General features: G+C 46.8%; 15 protein-coding genes and 1 tRNA gene. All 16 read right to left on the reverse strand.

From position 1 onward, the window contains the following. Positions 1 to 312 precede the first annotated feature (312 nt). Positions 313 to 387 (reverse strand) — tRNA-Pro (locus QMD66_05245). Positions 388 to 515: 128 nt separating this feature from the next. Further along, a complete protein-coding gene (locus tag QMD66_05250) occupies positions 516 to 1,571 on the reverse strand; it encodes a histone deacetylase (GenBank protein MDI6822246.1) in 1,056 nt (351 codons plus the stop codon). Then, positions 1,561 to 1,971 carry a secondary thiamine-phosphate synthase enzyme YjbQ gene (locus tag QMD66_05255; protein ID MDI6822247.1) on the reverse strand — a complete coding sequence of 137 codons (411 nt, stop codon included), beginning with the start codon at positions 1,969 to 1,971 and terminating at the stop codon, positions 1,561 to 1,563. Before QMD66_05255 ends, QMD66_05250 begins: the two co-directional genes overlap by 11 nt. Positions 1,972 to 1,981: 10 nt before the next feature. Continuing rightward, positions 1,982 to 3,016 carry an NlpC/P60 family protein gene (locus QMD66_05260; GenBank protein MDI6822248.1) on the reverse strand — a complete coding sequence of 345 codons (1,035 nt, stop codon included), beginning with the start codon at positions 3,014 to 3,016 and terminating at the stop codon, positions 1,982 to 1,984. 136 nt (positions 3,017 to 3,152) lie between these two features. Beyond that, complete coding sequence (locus QMD66_05265) at positions 3,153 to 4,235, reverse strand: N-acetylmuramoyl-L-alanine amidase (GenBank protein ID MDI6822249.1); 1,083 nt, start codon at positions 4,233 to 4,235, stop codon at positions 3,153 to 3,155. A 78-nt stretch (positions 4,236 to 4,313) separates the two neighbouring features. Beyond that, the gene (locus tag QMD66_05270) at positions 4,314 to 5,936 is read right to left on the reverse strand and encodes a sensor domain-containing diguanylate cyclase (GenBank protein ID MDI6822250.1); all 1,623 of its coding nucleotides are present in this window, start codon (positions 5,934 to 5,936) and stop codon (positions 4,314 to 4,316) included. Positions 5,937 to 6,006: 70 nt separating this feature from the next. Next, the gene (gene fdhF, locus QMD66_05275) at positions 6,007 to 8,697 is read right to left on the reverse strand and encodes a formate dehydrogenase subunit alpha (GenBank protein ID MDI6822251.1); all 2,691 of its coding nucleotides are present in this window, start codon (positions 8,695 to 8,697) and stop codon (positions 6,007 to 6,009) included. Between the two features lie 50 nt (positions 8,698 to 8,747). Then, positions 8,748 to 9,182 (reverse strand): CBS domain-containing protein, encoded by a 435-nt coding sequence (locus QMD66_05280; protein ID MDI6822252.1) that lies wholly within the window; start codon positions 9,180 to 9,182, stop codon positions 8,748 to 8,750. A gap of 249 nt (positions 9,183 to 9,431) precedes the next feature. Then, a complete protein-coding gene (locus QMD66_05285; GenBank protein MDI6822253.1) occupies positions 9,432 to 11,216 on the reverse strand; it encodes an NADH-quinone oxidoreductase subunit NuoF in 1,785 nt (594 codons plus the stop codon). Further along, complete coding sequence (gene nuoE, locus QMD66_05290; protein ID MDI6822254.1) at positions 11,216 to 11,638, reverse strand: NADH-quinone oxidoreductase subunit NuoE; 423 nt, start codon at positions 11,636 to 11,638, stop codon at positions 11,216 to 11,218. Before nuoE ends, QMD66_05285 begins: the two co-directional genes overlap by 1 nt. Positions 11,639 to 11,768: 130 nt before the next feature. After that, positions 11,769 to 12,548, reverse strand: coding sequence for a dihydropteroate synthase (locus tag QMD66_05295; protein ID MDI6822255.1), 780 nt, complete (start codon positions 12,546 to 12,548; stop codon positions 11,769 to 11,771). Positions 12,549 to 12,796: 248 nt separating this feature from the next. After that, a complete protein-coding gene (locus QMD66_05300; protein MDI6822256.1) occupies positions 12,797 to 13,591 on the reverse strand; it encodes a carbon monoxide dehydrogenase accessory protein CooC in 795 nt (264 codons plus the stop codon). Between the two features lie 69 nt (positions 13,592 to 13,660). Beyond that, positions 13,661 to 14,380, reverse strand: a complete 720-nt coding sequence (gene thyX, locus QMD66_05305) for an FAD-dependent thymidylate synthase (GenBank protein ID MDI6822257.1) — start codon at positions 14,378 to 14,380, stop codon at positions 13,661 to 13,663. A gap of 34 nt (positions 14,381 to 14,414) precedes the next feature. Next, positions 14,415 to 15,281 (reverse strand): methylenetetrahydrofolate reductase, encoded by an 867-nt coding sequence (locus QMD66_05310; GenBank protein ID MDI6822258.1) that lies wholly within the window; start codon positions 15,279 to 15,281, stop codon positions 14,415 to 14,417. Continuing rightward, a complete protein-coding gene (locus tag QMD66_05315; protein MDI6822259.1) occupies positions 15,281 to 15,934 on the reverse strand; it encodes a methylenetetrahydrofolate reductase C-terminal domain-containing protein in 654 nt (217 codons plus the stop codon). The genes QMD66_05310 and QMD66_05315 overlap by 1 nt, the downstream gene beginning before the upstream one ends. An 18-nt stretch (positions 15,935 to 15,952) precedes the next feature. Beyond that, complete coding sequence (acsC, locus tag QMD66_05320; GenBank protein ID MDI6822260.1) at positions 15,953 to 17,299, reverse strand: acetyl-CoA decarbonylase/synthase complex subunit gamma; 1,347 nt, start codon at positions 17,297 to 17,299, stop codon at positions 15,953 to 15,955. Positions 17,300 to 17,303 lie beyond the last annotated feature (4 nt).

Consider the following 17,303-nt stretch of genomic DNA (forward strand, 5'->3'; position numbering starts at 1 on the left):
CTCCTTTTACGGTAAAATATGAGTGTTTCTTGTGTTGGTCTAAACCAACATATAAATGACTGCCTCTTTCTTTGTTTTTCCTCCTTTATATCAGGAGGTTTGAAAGGAGGCTAGTCTTTTCATGACATCACTTTTGACTCTTGACTTTTGACTCTTCACTGGTTTTTATAGCTGGGACGGCCGGATTTGAACCACCTGGCGCTGACCGCCTTCCTAGGGGGACTCCGTCCCCCTGAGGACGCTCGCCTTCCGGCTCGCTGTCACCCCTGGAAACCATTCCCACTGCGATCGGCTATTGACTAAATGAAATTGTCGGGACGGCCGGATTTGAACCGGCGACCTCTGCCTCCCGAAGACAGCGCGCTAACCAAACTGCGCCACGTCCCGACAAATGAAACCGCATATTTCTATCCCTCAAAACCTATTATACACATTTTCACGTTGCAAAATGCATGCTTAACTCCCACAAATTTTGAAATTACAATCATCATAGATCCTGAATCATGCATGCTGTATCAAAGTTTCCAATATTTCTCATGAATTCTTCTTGCCTCGTCAAATACGTCTTCTGCTCCTCCGGGAGTGGTACTGGGAGAGCCGTAAGGATCAGATACTTCGTGTCCCAGTTCAGCCAATTCATTTATGGTGGCCAGTACCGAGTGGGAAAGGGCTTTGAGATTGTAGCCTCCCTCCAAAGACAAAATGAGGCGACCCTGGCAAAACATCTTCGCCAATTCCTTTACCTTGGCCGTCATCTTGGCAAAACTGCCCACCATGAGATTGAGGGAAGCCAAGGGTTCCGCAAAGTGACCATCATAACCTGAGGCTATCATCAAAAGCTGGGGCTCAAATTGATCTGCCACGGGTGATATTATCTCCTCAAAGGCCCGCATGTAGGCTTGTTCTCCCGTGTGGTAGGGGAAGGGTAAATTTATGGTAAATCCTTTCCCCTCACCCAATCCAACTTCGTCAAGAGATCCCGTGCCCGGATAGAGGGGATATTGATGTAAGGATATATAGAGGACTCTGGGGTCCGAATAAAAAATTTCCTGAATACCGTTGCCGTGATGAACATCCCAATCGATGATAAGGATTCGAGAGATTTTGTATTTCTCCAAAGCGTATTTGGCTCCAATGGCAAGGTTGTTAAAGAGACAAAAACCCATCCCTTGATCGGCAAGGGCATGGTGACCAGGGGGTCTTATCAGACAGAAAATCATTCGAATCTCTGAGCTGAAGATTTCGTCAATGGCAGAGAGGATGCCCCCCGCAGCCAGACAAGCTGATTCATAAGATTTGGAAGAAAGTGCGGTATCCAGAGTTAAGTATCCTCCACCTCGTTTGGAAAAATTTTCGATTCTTTTAATGTACGAAGGATCGTGGACTGTGGTGAGTTCTTCGAGGGAAGCCATTCTCGGCGATATCAGGGTTAACCGCGACAAGAATTTTCTTTCTTCCAATAACTCATGGATGCAAAGAAGACGGCTTGGACTTTCTGGATGATTGGGACCGGGGTCGTGTTCGAGATAGAGGGTGTGGTAGACCAATCCAACGGAGAAATTACTCTCCAATTATCTTCACCTTAACCTGTCTTGAGCGGGGACCATCCAATTCCAAAAGGAAAACGCTTTGCCACGTTCCAAGCTCTATCTTTCCCCCAGAAATGGGTAAGTTTAAGGTATTTCCCAGGAAAGCTGCAACTATGTGGGAGGGAGCATTGCTGTCGATGAGGTTGTGGGCATAATCTTTCTCCCAGGAGATGATGTCCTTCACCGCAATTTTGATATCGCTCACGAGACGGGACTCATTCTCATTTATGATCAATGCTGTAGTGGTGTGAGGAGAATAGACGATCATGACACCATCTGTGACTTTGCTTTTCGAGAAGCAATTGAAAAGTTCACCGGTTATGTCGATGAGATCTATTTTCGCACCGCTTTTAAGGGGCAAATCGGCTGTATGTATTTTCATCTCAAATTAATTAGGGTCGGCAGGCACCCACGTATCCTCCGTGGCTATCAAGGCTCGAAACCTTAACCACATCTCCAGAAGATGAGGCATGAATGAAATTTCCTCCACCGATATATATCCCCACGTGGGAAATGTGCCTTCGCCCAAAGAAAACCAAATCCCCGGGTTGCAATTCGTTTCGACTTACACGTTTTCCGCAACTATATTGGGCTGCACTTGAATGTGGGAGTGAAACTCCCACTTGCCCGGAGCAATACATAACAAATCCAGAACAGTCAAAAGCATTGGGACCTGCGGCACCCCAAGCATATGGTCTTCCCAAATATCTCATAGCAATACCAACCACATCTCCACGTGCTGCGCCGATGGCACCTCTAGAAACAGCAACTCTTGATTTCTCCCGCTCCTCAGATTGCTCTTGGAGCATTCGCCGACGCCTTTCTTGCTCACGGCGGATTTCTTCAAGTAATCTCGCCTGCCTGGCTTCCTCCTCACGCTGAAGAGCGGTGATTTCTTCCTGAAGGGAGAAAAGGAATGCTCTCTTCCTAGAAAGCTCCGCTTCTATTCCAGATTTCCTGATTTTTAATCCTTCCTCTTGTAGCCGCTGTTTCCTCTCCTGCCTCTGAAGCTCCTCTCTTCTCCTCTCAATCTCAGCTTTATCGGCGATTATTCTTTTGACGATTTGGGCATCTTTACTGCCGATTCGTATCAAAAGGTCGAAATGAAAGAGAAATTCGTCGAAGCTCTTGGCATTGAAGATGACCTCGACGAATTTCAACTTACCATGCTTATATATCCCCACAACCCGATCATTCAAGATTTTTCTATTTTGAGCTAAATCTCTCTCAAGCTCCTGAAGCCTTAAAACATTGTGACGTATTTCCCGTCTCGTTCTATTGAGAGCCAAATTGGCCTGATTGTATTCCTCAACTACTTCATCCAACTTTCGGTTTATATCGTCGATTTGGGCTTTTACCCTTTGAAGCTGAGCTCTCTTTTCGGATATTTGAGGTGTAGCCACTGCTGGGGTAATTAGGTTTGGCACCAAGAATAAACTTAAAATAGGTGCAATAACCCTTAAATATAGGCATCTACCACATAAAATTTCCACCAACTCCTAGAATCTTATTTGCCCAAATCGCCAGAAGTATATCATAATACGTTTCCATCCGCAAGCCCATTTATGCCTCAAAATATCTCTTTAAACCATCGAAGATGGCAACAGCAATCTTTTGGCGAAAGGCCTCTTCCTTTAATAACTTTTCTTCCCCTGGGTTGGTTATATACACGGGTTCAACCAGAATTGCGGGCATTCTGGTTTCCCTTAAAACCAAAAAATTCTTGCCATGGATCCTCCCGTCCTTTCTCCCCAGGGAAGAAACCAACTCCTCCTGAATAACCTGGGCGAGTTTTTTACCCCTCTTTGAAAAATGATTCCCACTGGCAAAATAATAGGTGCTCGAACCCTCAGCCTTGGGATCCGTTGAACCATTGACATGAAAACTTATGAATAGTTCAGCTTTGACATCATTGGCCAAATTAGCCCTTTGAGATAGTCCAACAAATTCTCCCTTCTTCCGGGTGTAAATAACCTTCGCTCCCAAAAGATCGAGGAGATTCCCGAATCTTTCCCCCAAATCCTCACAAACTTCACTCTCTTTTAGCCCCGTGGGGCCCACGGCGCCAGGATCGGGGGGATACCCGTGACCAAAATCGACCGCAATTCTCCTACCCTTTAATATGGAAATTACACCCCCGATTGAATCGAGGGGTTCTTCCTCTCTTACGGGAAAATCTGCGTGTTCATTGGATTTAAGAATCCTTTTGAAATTTTGAAAGGCTCCCAGGGTAGAAGGACCCACTATCCCATCGCTCACAAGTCCCACATTTTCCTGGAATTCTCTCACGGCTTTCTCTGTAAGAGGACCGAAGATACCATCCACCGGACCAGCGTTAAATCCCAAAGTGTTGAGCCAACGTTGGAGCTGCTTGACATCATCGCCCCGAAGGAAAGGGGATCGGAGATACAGAAGGCGATCCCCCAATCTATAGGTTGCTTCCACGAGCTCACGCCAGGTATCTTCGCCCACAATACCGTCGGCAAGTAATCCTCTATCCTGCTGGAACTCCTTCACCGCTCTCTCCGTGTACTTTCCAAATATGCCATCCACGCCGGTTGGGCCCAGATTAAACCCAAGTTTGATCAATCTTGTTTGGATATCAACAACCTCATTCCCTCTGCTACCTCTCTTGATTAACTGCATTGGACTCACCTTTTAAGATTATAGCCCAAAAGTGGAATAAATAAAGATAGGGGAATTATGATTTGAATGGGGAAAGAGTTAAACCACCGGCGAGTTAAGAAAAAGGCATACTCTATTGCGTCCACGCCTCTTCGCCTTATATAATGCCCTATCTGCCGCATCGACAAGCTCATCTACGTTCCCAGCATCGTAGGGACAAGTAGCGATGCCCAAACTCATAGTGAGATACCTCTTCTCAGGAGAATCATCAAAAGAAAAAACATACTGCTCTACGTCTCTTCTTATTCTTTCCGCGATGTTCAAGGCTTCGGTCTTGTCCGTTTCGGGTAAGATGATGGTGAACTCGTCACCACCATACCGCGCAACTACATCGAATTTTCGCGTGGTCTTGATGAGCATTTTGGCCACTTGCTTGAGGACATCGTCTCCTCGTTTATGACCACAGACATCGTTGTAGTCCTTGAAATAGTCAATGTCCATCATTATCAAGGAGAGGGGGTGATTATAACGTTCGGCTCTCTTCATCTCTTTCTCCAAATGCTCGTAAAAGTATCTGTGGTTGAAGGCCTTGGTTAAACCATCGGTTGCTGCCAGCCAGCGAGTTCGTTCATGAAGCTGTGCATTATTGATGGCGATGGCCGCTTGCATCGCCAGGAAGGAAACCAACCGCACTTCACTTTCAGAAAAGGTCCGAGGTTTAAAATCGTCAACGTAAAGAATGCCTATTATTTTTTCTTCAACCAAGAGTGGTGCGGCGATAAGGGATCTGATCCCTTCCTCGAGAGCTATGGGATTATTGAATGTGGGCTCCTTCAGCGCGTCTTCCAAAACCAAAGGATTTCTACTCTTCAATATCAGATCGGTCATACCCCCCGGTCTTACCTTCCATTTGAGGGTATGCATGAACTCCTCACTGAACCCAACCGCCCCTTTAATTGAAAATTCGAGATTCTTCTCATCGAAGAGGGCTATGCTGCCCGCTGAGGTACCGGTAATTCTAATGGCACTATGCAAAATCAAATCCAATATATCATCCAGCTCTAGGGTGGAATTTATCAATTTTCCTATCTCCAAAAGAGCAGAGAGTTCTTCTATTCCCTCCTGCTTTTTCTCGATTATATTGATTAGGTAGTTGGTTAAATACACCGTGAAATAAAGGGTGCTCGCTAAAATGGTCACCGTGCCCGCATTGAATATCCTCAGGGTACAAAGGTCGGGCTTGATGAAGGTAATGATGTGAATGTGGGGAATGAGTTTCAGGTATTCCAAAACCACTACGGAACCGAAGAGCAGAATGGCAAGGGTCGCAATGAGATAGCTGGTAATGGTGGATAGCATCGTTCCAGCGGTGATCATATGCAATACGAAGTAGAATATGAAGGGACTTTCCACACCACCAGAGAAATGTACTAAGAATGTTAGGGCCACCAAATCGAAGACAATCTGTACACTGGCAAACTTCTCCAAATCCGCCTGCACATAATCCCTTGATTTCATGAGCTTTCCGCAAACTATAAAGAATATATTATAGAGGGCGATGATAGCGGCAATGACATATAATGGGATCATGGGGAAGGATAGATTGCCAATCATTCTAATGAAGTGGGTAGCCAAAAGCATTCCCGCTACGGCCACCCATCTTATTACAATCAACCACTTTATTCTCTCAATTAGTGTAGTCTTTTCCCTGAAAGGATTCATGGTTCACACCATTTTCCATACTCACCAATATTATCGACCGTTTTGATTTTTTAATGAGTCCTTTAAAGAATTAGAGTTTTTCGATTCTCACCGCACAAACCTTAAATTCGGGAATTTTGGCGAGAGGATCGAGAGCGGGATTGGTGATGACATTGGCGGGATATTCGGAGAAATGGAAGGGTAAAAAGATCGTGCCTTGGGGTGAGCGTTCAGTGATATTGACCCTAACTTTGATCTTCCCTCGTCGCGAAGTTAAAATCACCTCTTCTCCCTCTTTGATCCGGTAAGCGGCTGCATCCTCCGGATTGATCTCCGCTGGTCCCGCGGGACAGATTTCCTCTAACCCCTTGGAGCGTCGAGTCATGGTCCCGGTATGGTATTGGAATAATAACCTTCCAGTGGTCAGGATCAAGGGATATTCTTCGCTCGGTTCCTCAGAGGGGGGTTTATATTCCACCGGATGGAACTTCCCCAAACCTCGGGCAAATTTATCTTGATACAAAATGGTCGTTCCCGGGTGATCCAATGAGGGGCAAGGCCACTGAATCCCACCGGAGGAATTAACCCTATCGAAGAGGATTCCCCCATAAGTGGAAGTTAGAGAAGCAATTTCATCCGTTATCTCACCCGGAAAGGAATAACCCATCTCATAACCCATGGCTTTAGCTAAATCGCAGATGATCTCCCAATCAGCCTTTGCCTTACCTGGGGGATTTATTGCCTTCCTTACCCTCTGCACCTTTCTTTCAGTACTTGTGAAAGTACCATCCTTTTCAGCAAAGGTGGCCCCGGGGAGAACGACATCCGCAAACTCTGCGGTCTCGGTAAGGAAGATATCTTGAACGACGAGAAAATCCAATGTCCTTAAAGCCTTTTCAACATGGGTAATGTCCGGATTGGAAAGCATGGGGTTTTCCCCCATGATATACATGGCCTTTATTCTTCCCTGGAGAGCCGCTTCAAACATCTCCACAACACTGAGACCAGCTTCTTTGGGTAACCTGCAACTCCAGGCCTTCTCAAATTTCGCTCGTACCTCATCGTGGGCAATCTTTTGATAACCGGTAAGTGTAGTGGGTAAAGCACCCATATCGCAGGCGCCTTGAACATTATTTTGACCGCGCAAGGGACTCACCCCCGTTCCGGGTTTTCCAATATTGCCGGTGAGCATGGCCAGATTGGCGATAGAAAGGACGTTATCGGTCCCGGTGGTATGCTGGGTGATGCCCATGGAATAGATGATGGTAGCCCTTTCGGCTTGGGCGAAGATGCGAGCTGCTTGGCGTAGGTCGGTGGCAGGGACTCCCGAAATTCTTTCCCCCACCTCAAGAGTATACTTTGGTAAAATCGCCTTTAACTCCTCAATTCCCTCCGTACGGTTGGCTATGAATTCCTCATCCGCGAGACTTTTCTCGAGAATCACATTCATTAACCCGTTTATGACCGCGACGTTCGTACCTGGTTTTTGGCGTAGCCAAAGATGGGCATAGTCCACCAATTTGATCTTACGCGGATCTATTACAATGAGTCTGGCGCCATTTTCCCGGACCGCTTTCTTTATTTGAAGAGCGATGATGGGATGGGCCTCAGTGGTATTTGATCCGATGACCAGGATAACATCGGCTTGAGCGATATCTGCGATGGAATTTGTCATCGCTCCACTTCCAAATGCAGCGGCCAGACCGGCCACGGTGGGGGCATGTCAAAGGCGAGCGCAATGATCAACGTTGTTCGTTCCAATGACGGCGCGCATGAACTTTTGAAAGAGGTAATTCTCCTCATTGGTGCACTTCGCGGAGGATAATCCAGCGATCGAATCAGCTCCATATTTGGTCTTAATTTTGGAGAGATTGGTGGTCACAACCTTCAGGGCCTCTTCCCAGGAAGCCTCGATAAAGCGTCCATCCTTTCGAATCAATGGAGTTTTAAGGCGGTCCTGATGATTGATGAAATTGTAACCGAAACGACCTTTGGCACATAGATTGCCTTCGTTTATACCACATTCAACATCGGTTGAAATCCCTATGACTTCACCGTTTTTGACATGGATAATTATCTGACAACCACAGCCACAATAGGGACAAATGCTCCTAACCTTTGCTGTCTCCCAGATCCGTCCCTTGAATTTTCTCTGTCTGTCGATGAGCGCTCCCGTGGGACAGGTTGAAACACACTGCCCACAAAATTCACACTCCGTTTCCGTCAGTGAACGATCGAAGGGAGTAGTGACCACGGTTTCAAATCCGCGATTGATAAAATCATAAACCTTGATCCCCTGGACCTCTTCGCATATTCGGACACACCTACCACAGAGGATACATTTGCTGTGATCCCTTTCAATTAAAGGATTAAAATCCTCAACTTTGTATTCATACTGCTCGCCCTTGAAGCGAACTTCTTCGATTCCCAATCTATACGCCAAATCTTGAAGTTCACAACTTCCAGCACTTTCACAGACTAAGCAATCGGGGGGATGATTGGAGAGTAATAATTCCACAATGGTTTTTCGAATCTCATATAATGTTACAGTGTCCGTGGCAATCTCCATACCATCGGTGACCTCCGTGGCGCAGGCGGGAAGCAATCCCTTGGCTCCCTCGACCTCCACGAGGCATACTCGGCATGCTCCATAGGGTTTGAGCCTGGGTTCATAGCAAAGGGTGGGTATATATATCCCATTCTCCTTTGCCACTTCAAGGATGGTCTTGCCCATCTCTGTTTTTATTCGTCGTCCATTAATGGTAACGATTACTTGAGCCATATCCTCTCACCTAAATTGGTTCACGGTTCATAGTTCTCCGTCAAGCCTTTTTAGTCTTTCACTTTTCGCTTCTTGACTCTGGCACCCAATTCCACGAGAATACAATCGATATATCCCTGAACGAAACAGGCGATATCCGAGATGGAAAGGATTCCAACGACGTTACCTTGATCATCGACAACGGGTAAGTATCTAATCTCCAATTCCTCCAATATTTTCGCTGCCTTGGCTAAATCCATCTCCGGGGAGACGGAAATCACATCTTCCCTCATAAATTCACAAACCCTTGCTCTTCTCGGATCTTTTGCATGCACTAAGACGCCCAGGCCTATGATTCTGTCGCTGATTATTCCCAGCAATTTCCCCTCCTCCATGACCAACAAGGAACCTACTTTCTCCTTTATCATTTTTTTCGCCGCTTCCATCGCTGATGCTTGCGGTGCGATGGAAACAACTTCTTTGGTCATGATCTCCTTGACCCTCATTTTAATCCTCCTCACCTGAGTACAATCAGGGCTTATGTCTAGACATAATTCACACTTAATAATTCGATAAGAGTATCCTGGAAGGCGCATCTTAAGAGAACCATTAAGCGAAAGGCTCGAACAGCGGCGGCAACGGCCCGACCCGAACTTATGGAGGGCGTTGCCCTTAAGAGAGCAGCGAGTAGGCTCGCAGCCTAGCGCCTGTAAGGATGGCTCTTAGAGATCAGTCTATTTATGTCTAGGCACAAATTAGGCTCTGTAAATGGCATCGAAGGGACAGTGCTCCATACACAGGCCACACTTGATACACTTAGATTCATCGATGTGATAAATCTCTTTTCTCTTCCCAACGATGGCCTCCACTGGGCAATGTTTGACGCATATACCACAACCTTTACACAGATTATCCTTGATCACAAAGACGGTTAAATCCGTGCAAACTCCGGCGTAACATCTCCTCTCCCTCACATGAGCCTCGTATTCTTCCTTAAAATATTCAAGAGTTGTGAGAACTGGATTGGGTGCAGTTTGACCGAGACCACAAAGGGAAGCAACCTTGACATCCCTGGCAAGATTCCTCAATAAATATAAATCCTCTTCTTCGCCCTTACCTTGGGTGAGACGGATAAGTATCTCTAACATCCGTTTTGTTCCCAATCTACAGGGTACACATTCACCGCATGATTCATTCTGAGTAAAACTCAAAAAGAATTTGGCTAGGTCCACCACGCATGTGCGTTCATCGGCTACTACCATTCCCCCCGAACCCATGATCGCTCCCGTTCGGGTTATGGTCTCGTAATCAATTGGGATATCCAAAAGATCAGCGGAAAGACACCCTCCCGAAGGGCCTCCCAACTGAACTGCCTTAAATTTACCATCGTCTTTAATCCCGCCCCCGATGTCGAAGATGATCTCCCTCAGGGTTATGCCCATGGGGACCTCAACCAAACCACTGCGCTTAATTTTACCGGTGAGGGCAAAAACCTTCGTGCCCTTGCTTTTCTCCGTACCAATGGCGCTATATTTTCCTGCTCCATTTGAGATTATCCACGCGATATTGGCGAAGGTTTCAACATTATTTATGCAAGTGGGTTTGCCCCATAGGCCTGAGGTCGCTGGGAATGGAGGACGCAAGCGAGGCATGCCCCTTCTTCCTTCAATGGAAGCGATAAGGGCTGTTTCCTCGCCACAGACGAATGCTCCAGCTCCTTCCTTAATTTTGATATTAAAGTTAAAGGGGGTACCCAAAATGTTATTTCCGAGAAAGCCATGGGACTTCGCCTGTTCTAATGCTATTTTGAGACGCTTCACAGCCAATGGATATTCCGCCCGGATATAAATGAAACCTTCCTGGGCACCTACGGCATAACCAGCGATGAGTATACCTTCAAGCACACTGTGAGGATCTCCTTCAAGAACGCTTCGATCCATGAAGGCACCAGGATCACCTTCATCAGCATTACAGATGATATACTTCTTATCGCCTTTCGCCTTACGGGTAAATTCCCACTTAAGACCAGTGGGAAAACCCGCTCCACCTCGACCTCTCAAACCTGATTCTTTTATGATCAAGATTACATTCTCGGGAGAAATTTCCGTAAGTACCTTCTGCAAAGCTTGATATCCATCACGAGCTATATATTCTTCGATTGCTTCTGGATCTATTCGACCGCAATTCCGAAGAACGATTCGGTATTGTCTGGTCAAAAAATCCGTATCCGGAGTGGTATATCCATCACCGAGTACTATCCACTCCTCGACCGGTTTATCGTTGATTATATGCTGCTCAACGATGCGGGGAACCATCTCTGGTGTGACATTGCCATAAGAAATCCTGCCTTGGCTTTTTGTAATTACATCGGCAAGTACTTCCCGGTAGCAAAGACCAAGGCAACCCGTCCGACCAAGTTTGGCCCTTACACCCTGCCTTTTTAGCTCCCTTTCAAAAGCTGCTAGGACTTCACGTGCTCCCGCAGCGATACCGCAACTCCCCAATCCCACCACTATTTTGGGAGCAGCATTCTCACCCATCATCTTCTGATCACTTCCCTAGCTTTTCCAGGGGTCAAGCGGCCGTAGACCATTTCATCAACCATAACCACCGGTGCCAAGCTACAACAACCCAGACAGGCGACGGTTTCAAGGGTAAATTTTCTATCTTTCGTCGTCTCTCCACTCTCGATACCCAATTCCTCACTCAAAGTCAAACTGATATCTTCCGCTCCACTAACATGACAGGCAGTACCATGGCAAACCTTAATAACATGCTCCCCATGAGCATGAAGTCTAAATTGCGCGTAAAAGGTTACTACTCCGTAAATTTGGCTTAGGGGTATTCTCGTCTCCTTGGAAATCTGATCCAGAATTTCTTGGGATAGATAACCATAGGCGTTCTGAGCTTTCTGCAAAATGGGGATCAAGGAGCCAGCGTCGTCTCCGTGCTTATCCAAAATTTGGCGAAGAGTTTTAAATTTGTGTTTTTCCTTCTCGAGCACCTGAAAGCACCTCGACTTAATCCCAAATTTAAACTGAAAAAATAAAAATCATAATGATGCTGTTTGAGAAAATGCAAGAGCTCAGTTGTTAATCCAGATAAGAATGGCAGTACAGAATCTCGTTTCGAAATACCTGTGCAGTCTTGAGGGTCTTCATTAATTCCTCGTCCAAAGGATCCAATATGGCCGCATCCAGACCCACGGTCATGAGCATCGCCAGTAAGGTGCGATCCAGTATTGGCTTTACTTGGGCGGGAACTCCATTAGAAATATTGCTCAAGCCCACCACGGTCTTTAAGGGGGGATCGTGTAACTGCTTGAATAACCTTACAGCCTCTATAGCTTCCATGGTCTGCTGCTGAGCCACGCCTATTGGCAAGAGTAATGGATCTAGATACAGATTTTCCAGATGGACTTCATATTCCGCCATCGCCGTTATGATATCCACGGCGATGCTCGCCCTTTCATTGGCATCTCTGGGTATCCCCTTTTCGGTCATCGTTAGACCGATTATCTTTGCATCATATTTTTTAGCCAGGGGAAGCATGCTCTCGAGGCGTTCCTTTTGCCCGGAAGCAGAATTGATGAGGGCTTGACCCTTATGAACTTTAAGTCCGGCTTCCACGGCTTTTGGGTTTGTGGTATCCAGAGATAGGGGAATATCCACAACCTCCTGAATCGTTTTCACTAGCCACTCCATGAGTTCGGGTCCCCCCTTCGTGGCCGGTCCAATGTTCACATCTAACATATTCGCACCAGCATTGACTTGAGCTATGGCCAGCTCCTGGATTGGTTTTGGATCTTTGGCCTTCATGGCGGCTCCTATTTTCCTGGATATCACATTGATCTTTTCCCCTATTGCGAGCATGATTTCTCCCCCTCATTTTCGTTGTCCGTTGTTGGTTGTTCGTTAAATATTCGTGTTCGTGTTTGGTTCCTTCATGGTTCACCGTTCACGGTTCACGGTTCACAGTTCATAGTTCATGATTTAATTTTTTAATTTTATCGAGATTAAGATGGACTATTAACTCGTTAATAATACAGATTAAGCTCATATTTTTGTGTGACAATATAAGTGTTACCAATGTGCGTAAACATTACACCTAGACCTTGAACCTACAACTTACACGACCTCGTCCCGCACCTGATTTCCAGCTCTCTCTTCAGTGTTTTCAATTGTCGAACGAGGGATTGGTGTGCATCATAGGGAGATATTCCCTCCAAATCGGCGAGACGAATCTCGGGGCTCTCTTTTATCGAAACCAAAATGGGTAGTTCAGGCAAATTTTCCCTTAAATAAGCCTCTTCCTCCCCGCTTCGTATTTTATTTATCACCAGGAAAATTCGCTTGATCCCGATATCCTCGGCTAGCTTCTTTATGGATCTGGCGGTTTGAATGCTCCTCGAACTGGGTTCCACCACCACAAGTAGAGCATCAACAGATTCGGCGGTACCTCTGCCTAAGTGTTCGATTCCCGCCTCCATATCCATGATCACTACCTCGTCTCTGTCGATGAGAAGATGCCTCATCAAACTCCTAAGGAGGGCGTTCTCCGGGCAGATACAGCCCATGCCCCCTTTGTCTACGGTTCCCATGACCAGGAGTTTTACTCCAAAGGCTTCCGTGCAAAACTTGTCCGGGCTATCATCAACCTTGGGATTGAGCTTGAATAAACCGCCTGGAAATCCAGGTTTCGCCCCCGTTCTTTCTTCCACCAAGTCCTTCATGGCCGAAAGGGGAACTATATTCTTTGCCAATTCATCGGGTATCCCTATGGTGGAGGCCAAATTGGCATCAGGATCCGCATCGATGGCCAATACCTTATATCCCTCATGGGCAAAAAGACGAGCCAAAGTTCCAGCAATTGTGGTCTTTCCAACACCGCCCTTACCGCTGATGGCGATCTTCAACCTCTCATCACTCCAATTAACTTTTTCAATCTTTTCAAGCATGACTCCATAGCACGTTTACATTGAAAATTATGGTTTTCGGGTTGGAACCCTCCCACAGCTCATCTCACCTTCGGGGCAGTAACCGAGGAATTTGTCGTCGCATTTAGGCACCATATAAGAGGCAACGGTCGGAGCAATCTTTGCCACTTCCTCCTTTATTGCCTCAAATAACCGGCGAATCTCCCATTGAGCGCGCTCACAGAGTCTGACATTGCTCACATGAATCAATTCCCTGGCATTCATGGTCATCACGATCTTTGTCTCCGCGGCATTGGGGAGGATAAATCTTGCATCCTCCTGAGCTTGCTCTCGAGTGCGACCTTTTGCCCTAAGCCTTTCAACGTAGAACTCATAACTCTGGGCAAATCTCTCCATATTCTCTATGAACTTGGCTCGAAGCTCATCATCTTTTGCTATTTCGGGGGGGATGATATAACCGAAATCCTTGGCGCTCACATATCTTTGTGATTGCTGGCTGTACGATGCCAAACGATGACGAACCAGCTGGTGACTGCAGGCTCTGGAGATACCCTCTACCGCAAAGGTGAAGTTCACATGCTCTAATGGACTATGGTGACCCCCCTCCAACAAACGGTGGAGAAGTTTCTCTTTGTCCTCCCTGGACATTTTCTCCCTAAGTTGAGGCACCCCCACGCGGGAATAGCAAAGCCTTCCTGCCAAAGCTATGGTCTCTTCGGGGTCCGGTGTGTATTTCAATAAAATAACGCGCAATTGCTCCTCGGGCACCGATTTTTCTCTCCCTCAATTTGTTGGTTTCAATCTATAACTCTGCAGCGTCGAGAATTTTGGGCACCTTCTCCCCGGCTCCAATGGCCATGATGTGGGTTCCATCGCAAATTTCCCGCAGCTCCTGGATTTGCCGGGCAGCAATCTCTATACCCTTTTGAGAGGAGTCGGATGCTTTTTCGAGTTCGTCAATCAAGTTCTTTGGCACAAAAATGCCGGGGACTTTTTTATTGAGATAGCGAGCCATGCCGGCTGATTTTAAGAGTAGAATGCCGGCTAGAATCTTAACCCTGAATTGTCGAGCATAATCCATGAATTCCCTGAATTTTTCGAGATCGTAAACGGCTTGGGTTTGGAAGAAAATGGCTCCAGCTTTTACCTTCTTTTCAAATTTCAAAAGTTGGGGTTCGAGTGGAATGGCACCAGGGGTAACGGTTGCCCCTGGGCAAAAATTCGTTGGGCCAACAAGTTCATTACCGGACATATCCTTCCCACTATTCAGCAAATGAATGACTTTAAGGAGTTGTACCGAATCAAGATCAAAAACTGCCTTGGACGAGGGATGATCACCAACCACTGGATGGTCTCCAGTCAATGCCAAAACATTTTCTATCCCTAAGGTGGCGGCACCCAGCAAGTCGGATTGAAGTGCCAGGCGATTTCTATCCCGGCAGGTCAATTGGAAGATAGGATCGAGACCCCTTTCTTTAAGGAGGTGACAGGCGGCAAGCGAACTCAACCTCATGACCGAACTCTGATTATCCGTGACATTTACCGCGGATACACGCCCTTTTAACAAATCCGCAGCATGAAGCATCTCATGCATATCGGTTCCCTTGGGAGGACCAACTTCAGCGGTGATCACAAACTCTTCGGAATTTAATATATCCCGAAATTTCATCACTTATCCCCTTCTTCAGATAGATAGTGTGGGTGAAGGGCTTTGGAGAAATCCTTCGGATCGAAGATGTCTTTGATGTTATCCAATTTACCCTGCGACTTTAACCGATCATGGATGAGAACCCAGACACATTCCCTACCATTACCTACCTCACATTTACCCTCATTCACTCCGCCACAGGGACCATTGAGGATGCCCTTGGCACATCGGGTCACAGGGCAAATCCCACCCGTGAGGTTTAGAATACATTCTCCGCAAAGTGAGCAATGTTCCTCGAACCGACGATTTTCCGTGATGCCACCCAAAAATAGGGTATCGAGAGCGGGATAAACCGACTTAGCAGAGATTTCGCTAACCACCTGTACCCCTTCCCCACAGGCCAAAACGAGTATGGATTGGGCTGCATCGACTTCCCTCGCCCTTTCGGACAATTCCTTTTCCACATTTTTGCCATGGCAAAGAGCGGCAATAGCCGAAAAACCGGTTATGGTTTTTCCTCGAGCCTTAAGTTTCTCTCCCATCTCCTTGACCTGAGGAAGTCCCCCGGTATCGTACATCGCAGCACAAAGTCTGCAACCTATGAGAAAGATGGCTTCATAGTCCTTAAGGAAATTCAAGATTTCCTCAAGGGGTTTCTGTTTGGTGACGATCATTTTTCTCCCCTCACAAAGTTAGGCGGCCCACTGCCTTAAAAAGACCGGAATATCAGCAGCCTCCCGCGGACCGACGATTATGTCCCAATCGGGAAGCTCATCCTCAAGCTCACCACTGATTTGAGCCACGCAACCCGGTATCACCAGTTTATGGTGCTCGACCTTATCGGTAATGCCACTGCGTTTCACGAAGGGGGCAATCGTTTCCGGAACGAACTTTCCCGCCGCCCAGGATGTCATCACCGAAAGACCCTCCGTATCCAGAACGAGGAGCCATGAGGGAATTTTGCTCGCTTCTATCTCCCCCGAAACTATGAAATAGGTTAAAGAAAAGTTGGAGGTGATGAGAACCGGTGAAGTCTCATTGGGATTGCCGATTGGATAAATTCCCTCCTCAACTCTCATGGGACGTTGAGGATCCGTGTAGATGTTTTGACGGAGCACGAAAAGGGGCAATACCTTCCAAGGCTCCAGGTTCCGCAGGAGAATGATTCCCCCATACTTCATGATATATATAGCAGCTATGGCTGCCTCCATGAGATCATCTTCAGCTTGAAAGCAGGGGAATGTTATCACCGGATAACCCAATGGACGAAACTTTTGCTTAAGTGCAGCCCGGCGAATGAGCACTAAATCATGCAAAGTGGAACCGACATTTTCGGAACCCGGATCTAGTACGAGATGCTTGATGCCCAAGGCGAGTATCTTTTCCACAAGTGGGGATAAGGTCTCAAGACCCTTTGCAGAAACCACCAGGGGACAATCATATTCTTTGGATAAATTGGCCATGGCTTCATAATTTTCACCATTCGCCGCATAAATCAAGGGCTTATCCTCAGCACATACCGAGAGCGCGACTTTCATGATCTCGGGATTCTGGCTCATGAGGACCATGGGAATGTCCAGGGAATCCTTTACCCTTTTCACAACGGAGACGAACTTTGAAGCATCTCCGGAGGAAGCTTTAACCGCGATGATGTCGGATTTTAATATCTGTCCCACTCTCTCGAATTTGACCTCGCGAGTTTGGTTTATCTTCCCATCGATGACTTCTTGAGGATCGGTATCTTCCACGATCACTCCGATGCCCGGTGGATGGAAGAAGGTTTTCTCGTGCCTGAACATCACCTGTTCTTCCCCGATCTTTAGGACATTTTCTCCCCTGCCCATGGTCACCAATCGAATTGGCGGGGCCGATGCTTCAGCGAGCTCCTCTTTTATCTCCTCAGAGAGATAGGGGCAAGCATCGAGCTCTGCCTGACCTGCTGCCAACTTCATGGCGAAGGGAAGGCAAGCTGGAAAGCCACACTCCCCACAATTCGTTTTGGGTAATTTCTTGTAGATATCCAGTCCAGTCAACGCCACTTAT

Source organism: Actinomycetota bacterium (assembly GCA_030018275.1).
Lineage (GTDB): Bacteria > Actinomycetota > Aquicultoria > Subteraquimicrobiales > Subteraquimicrobiaceae > Subteraquimicrobium.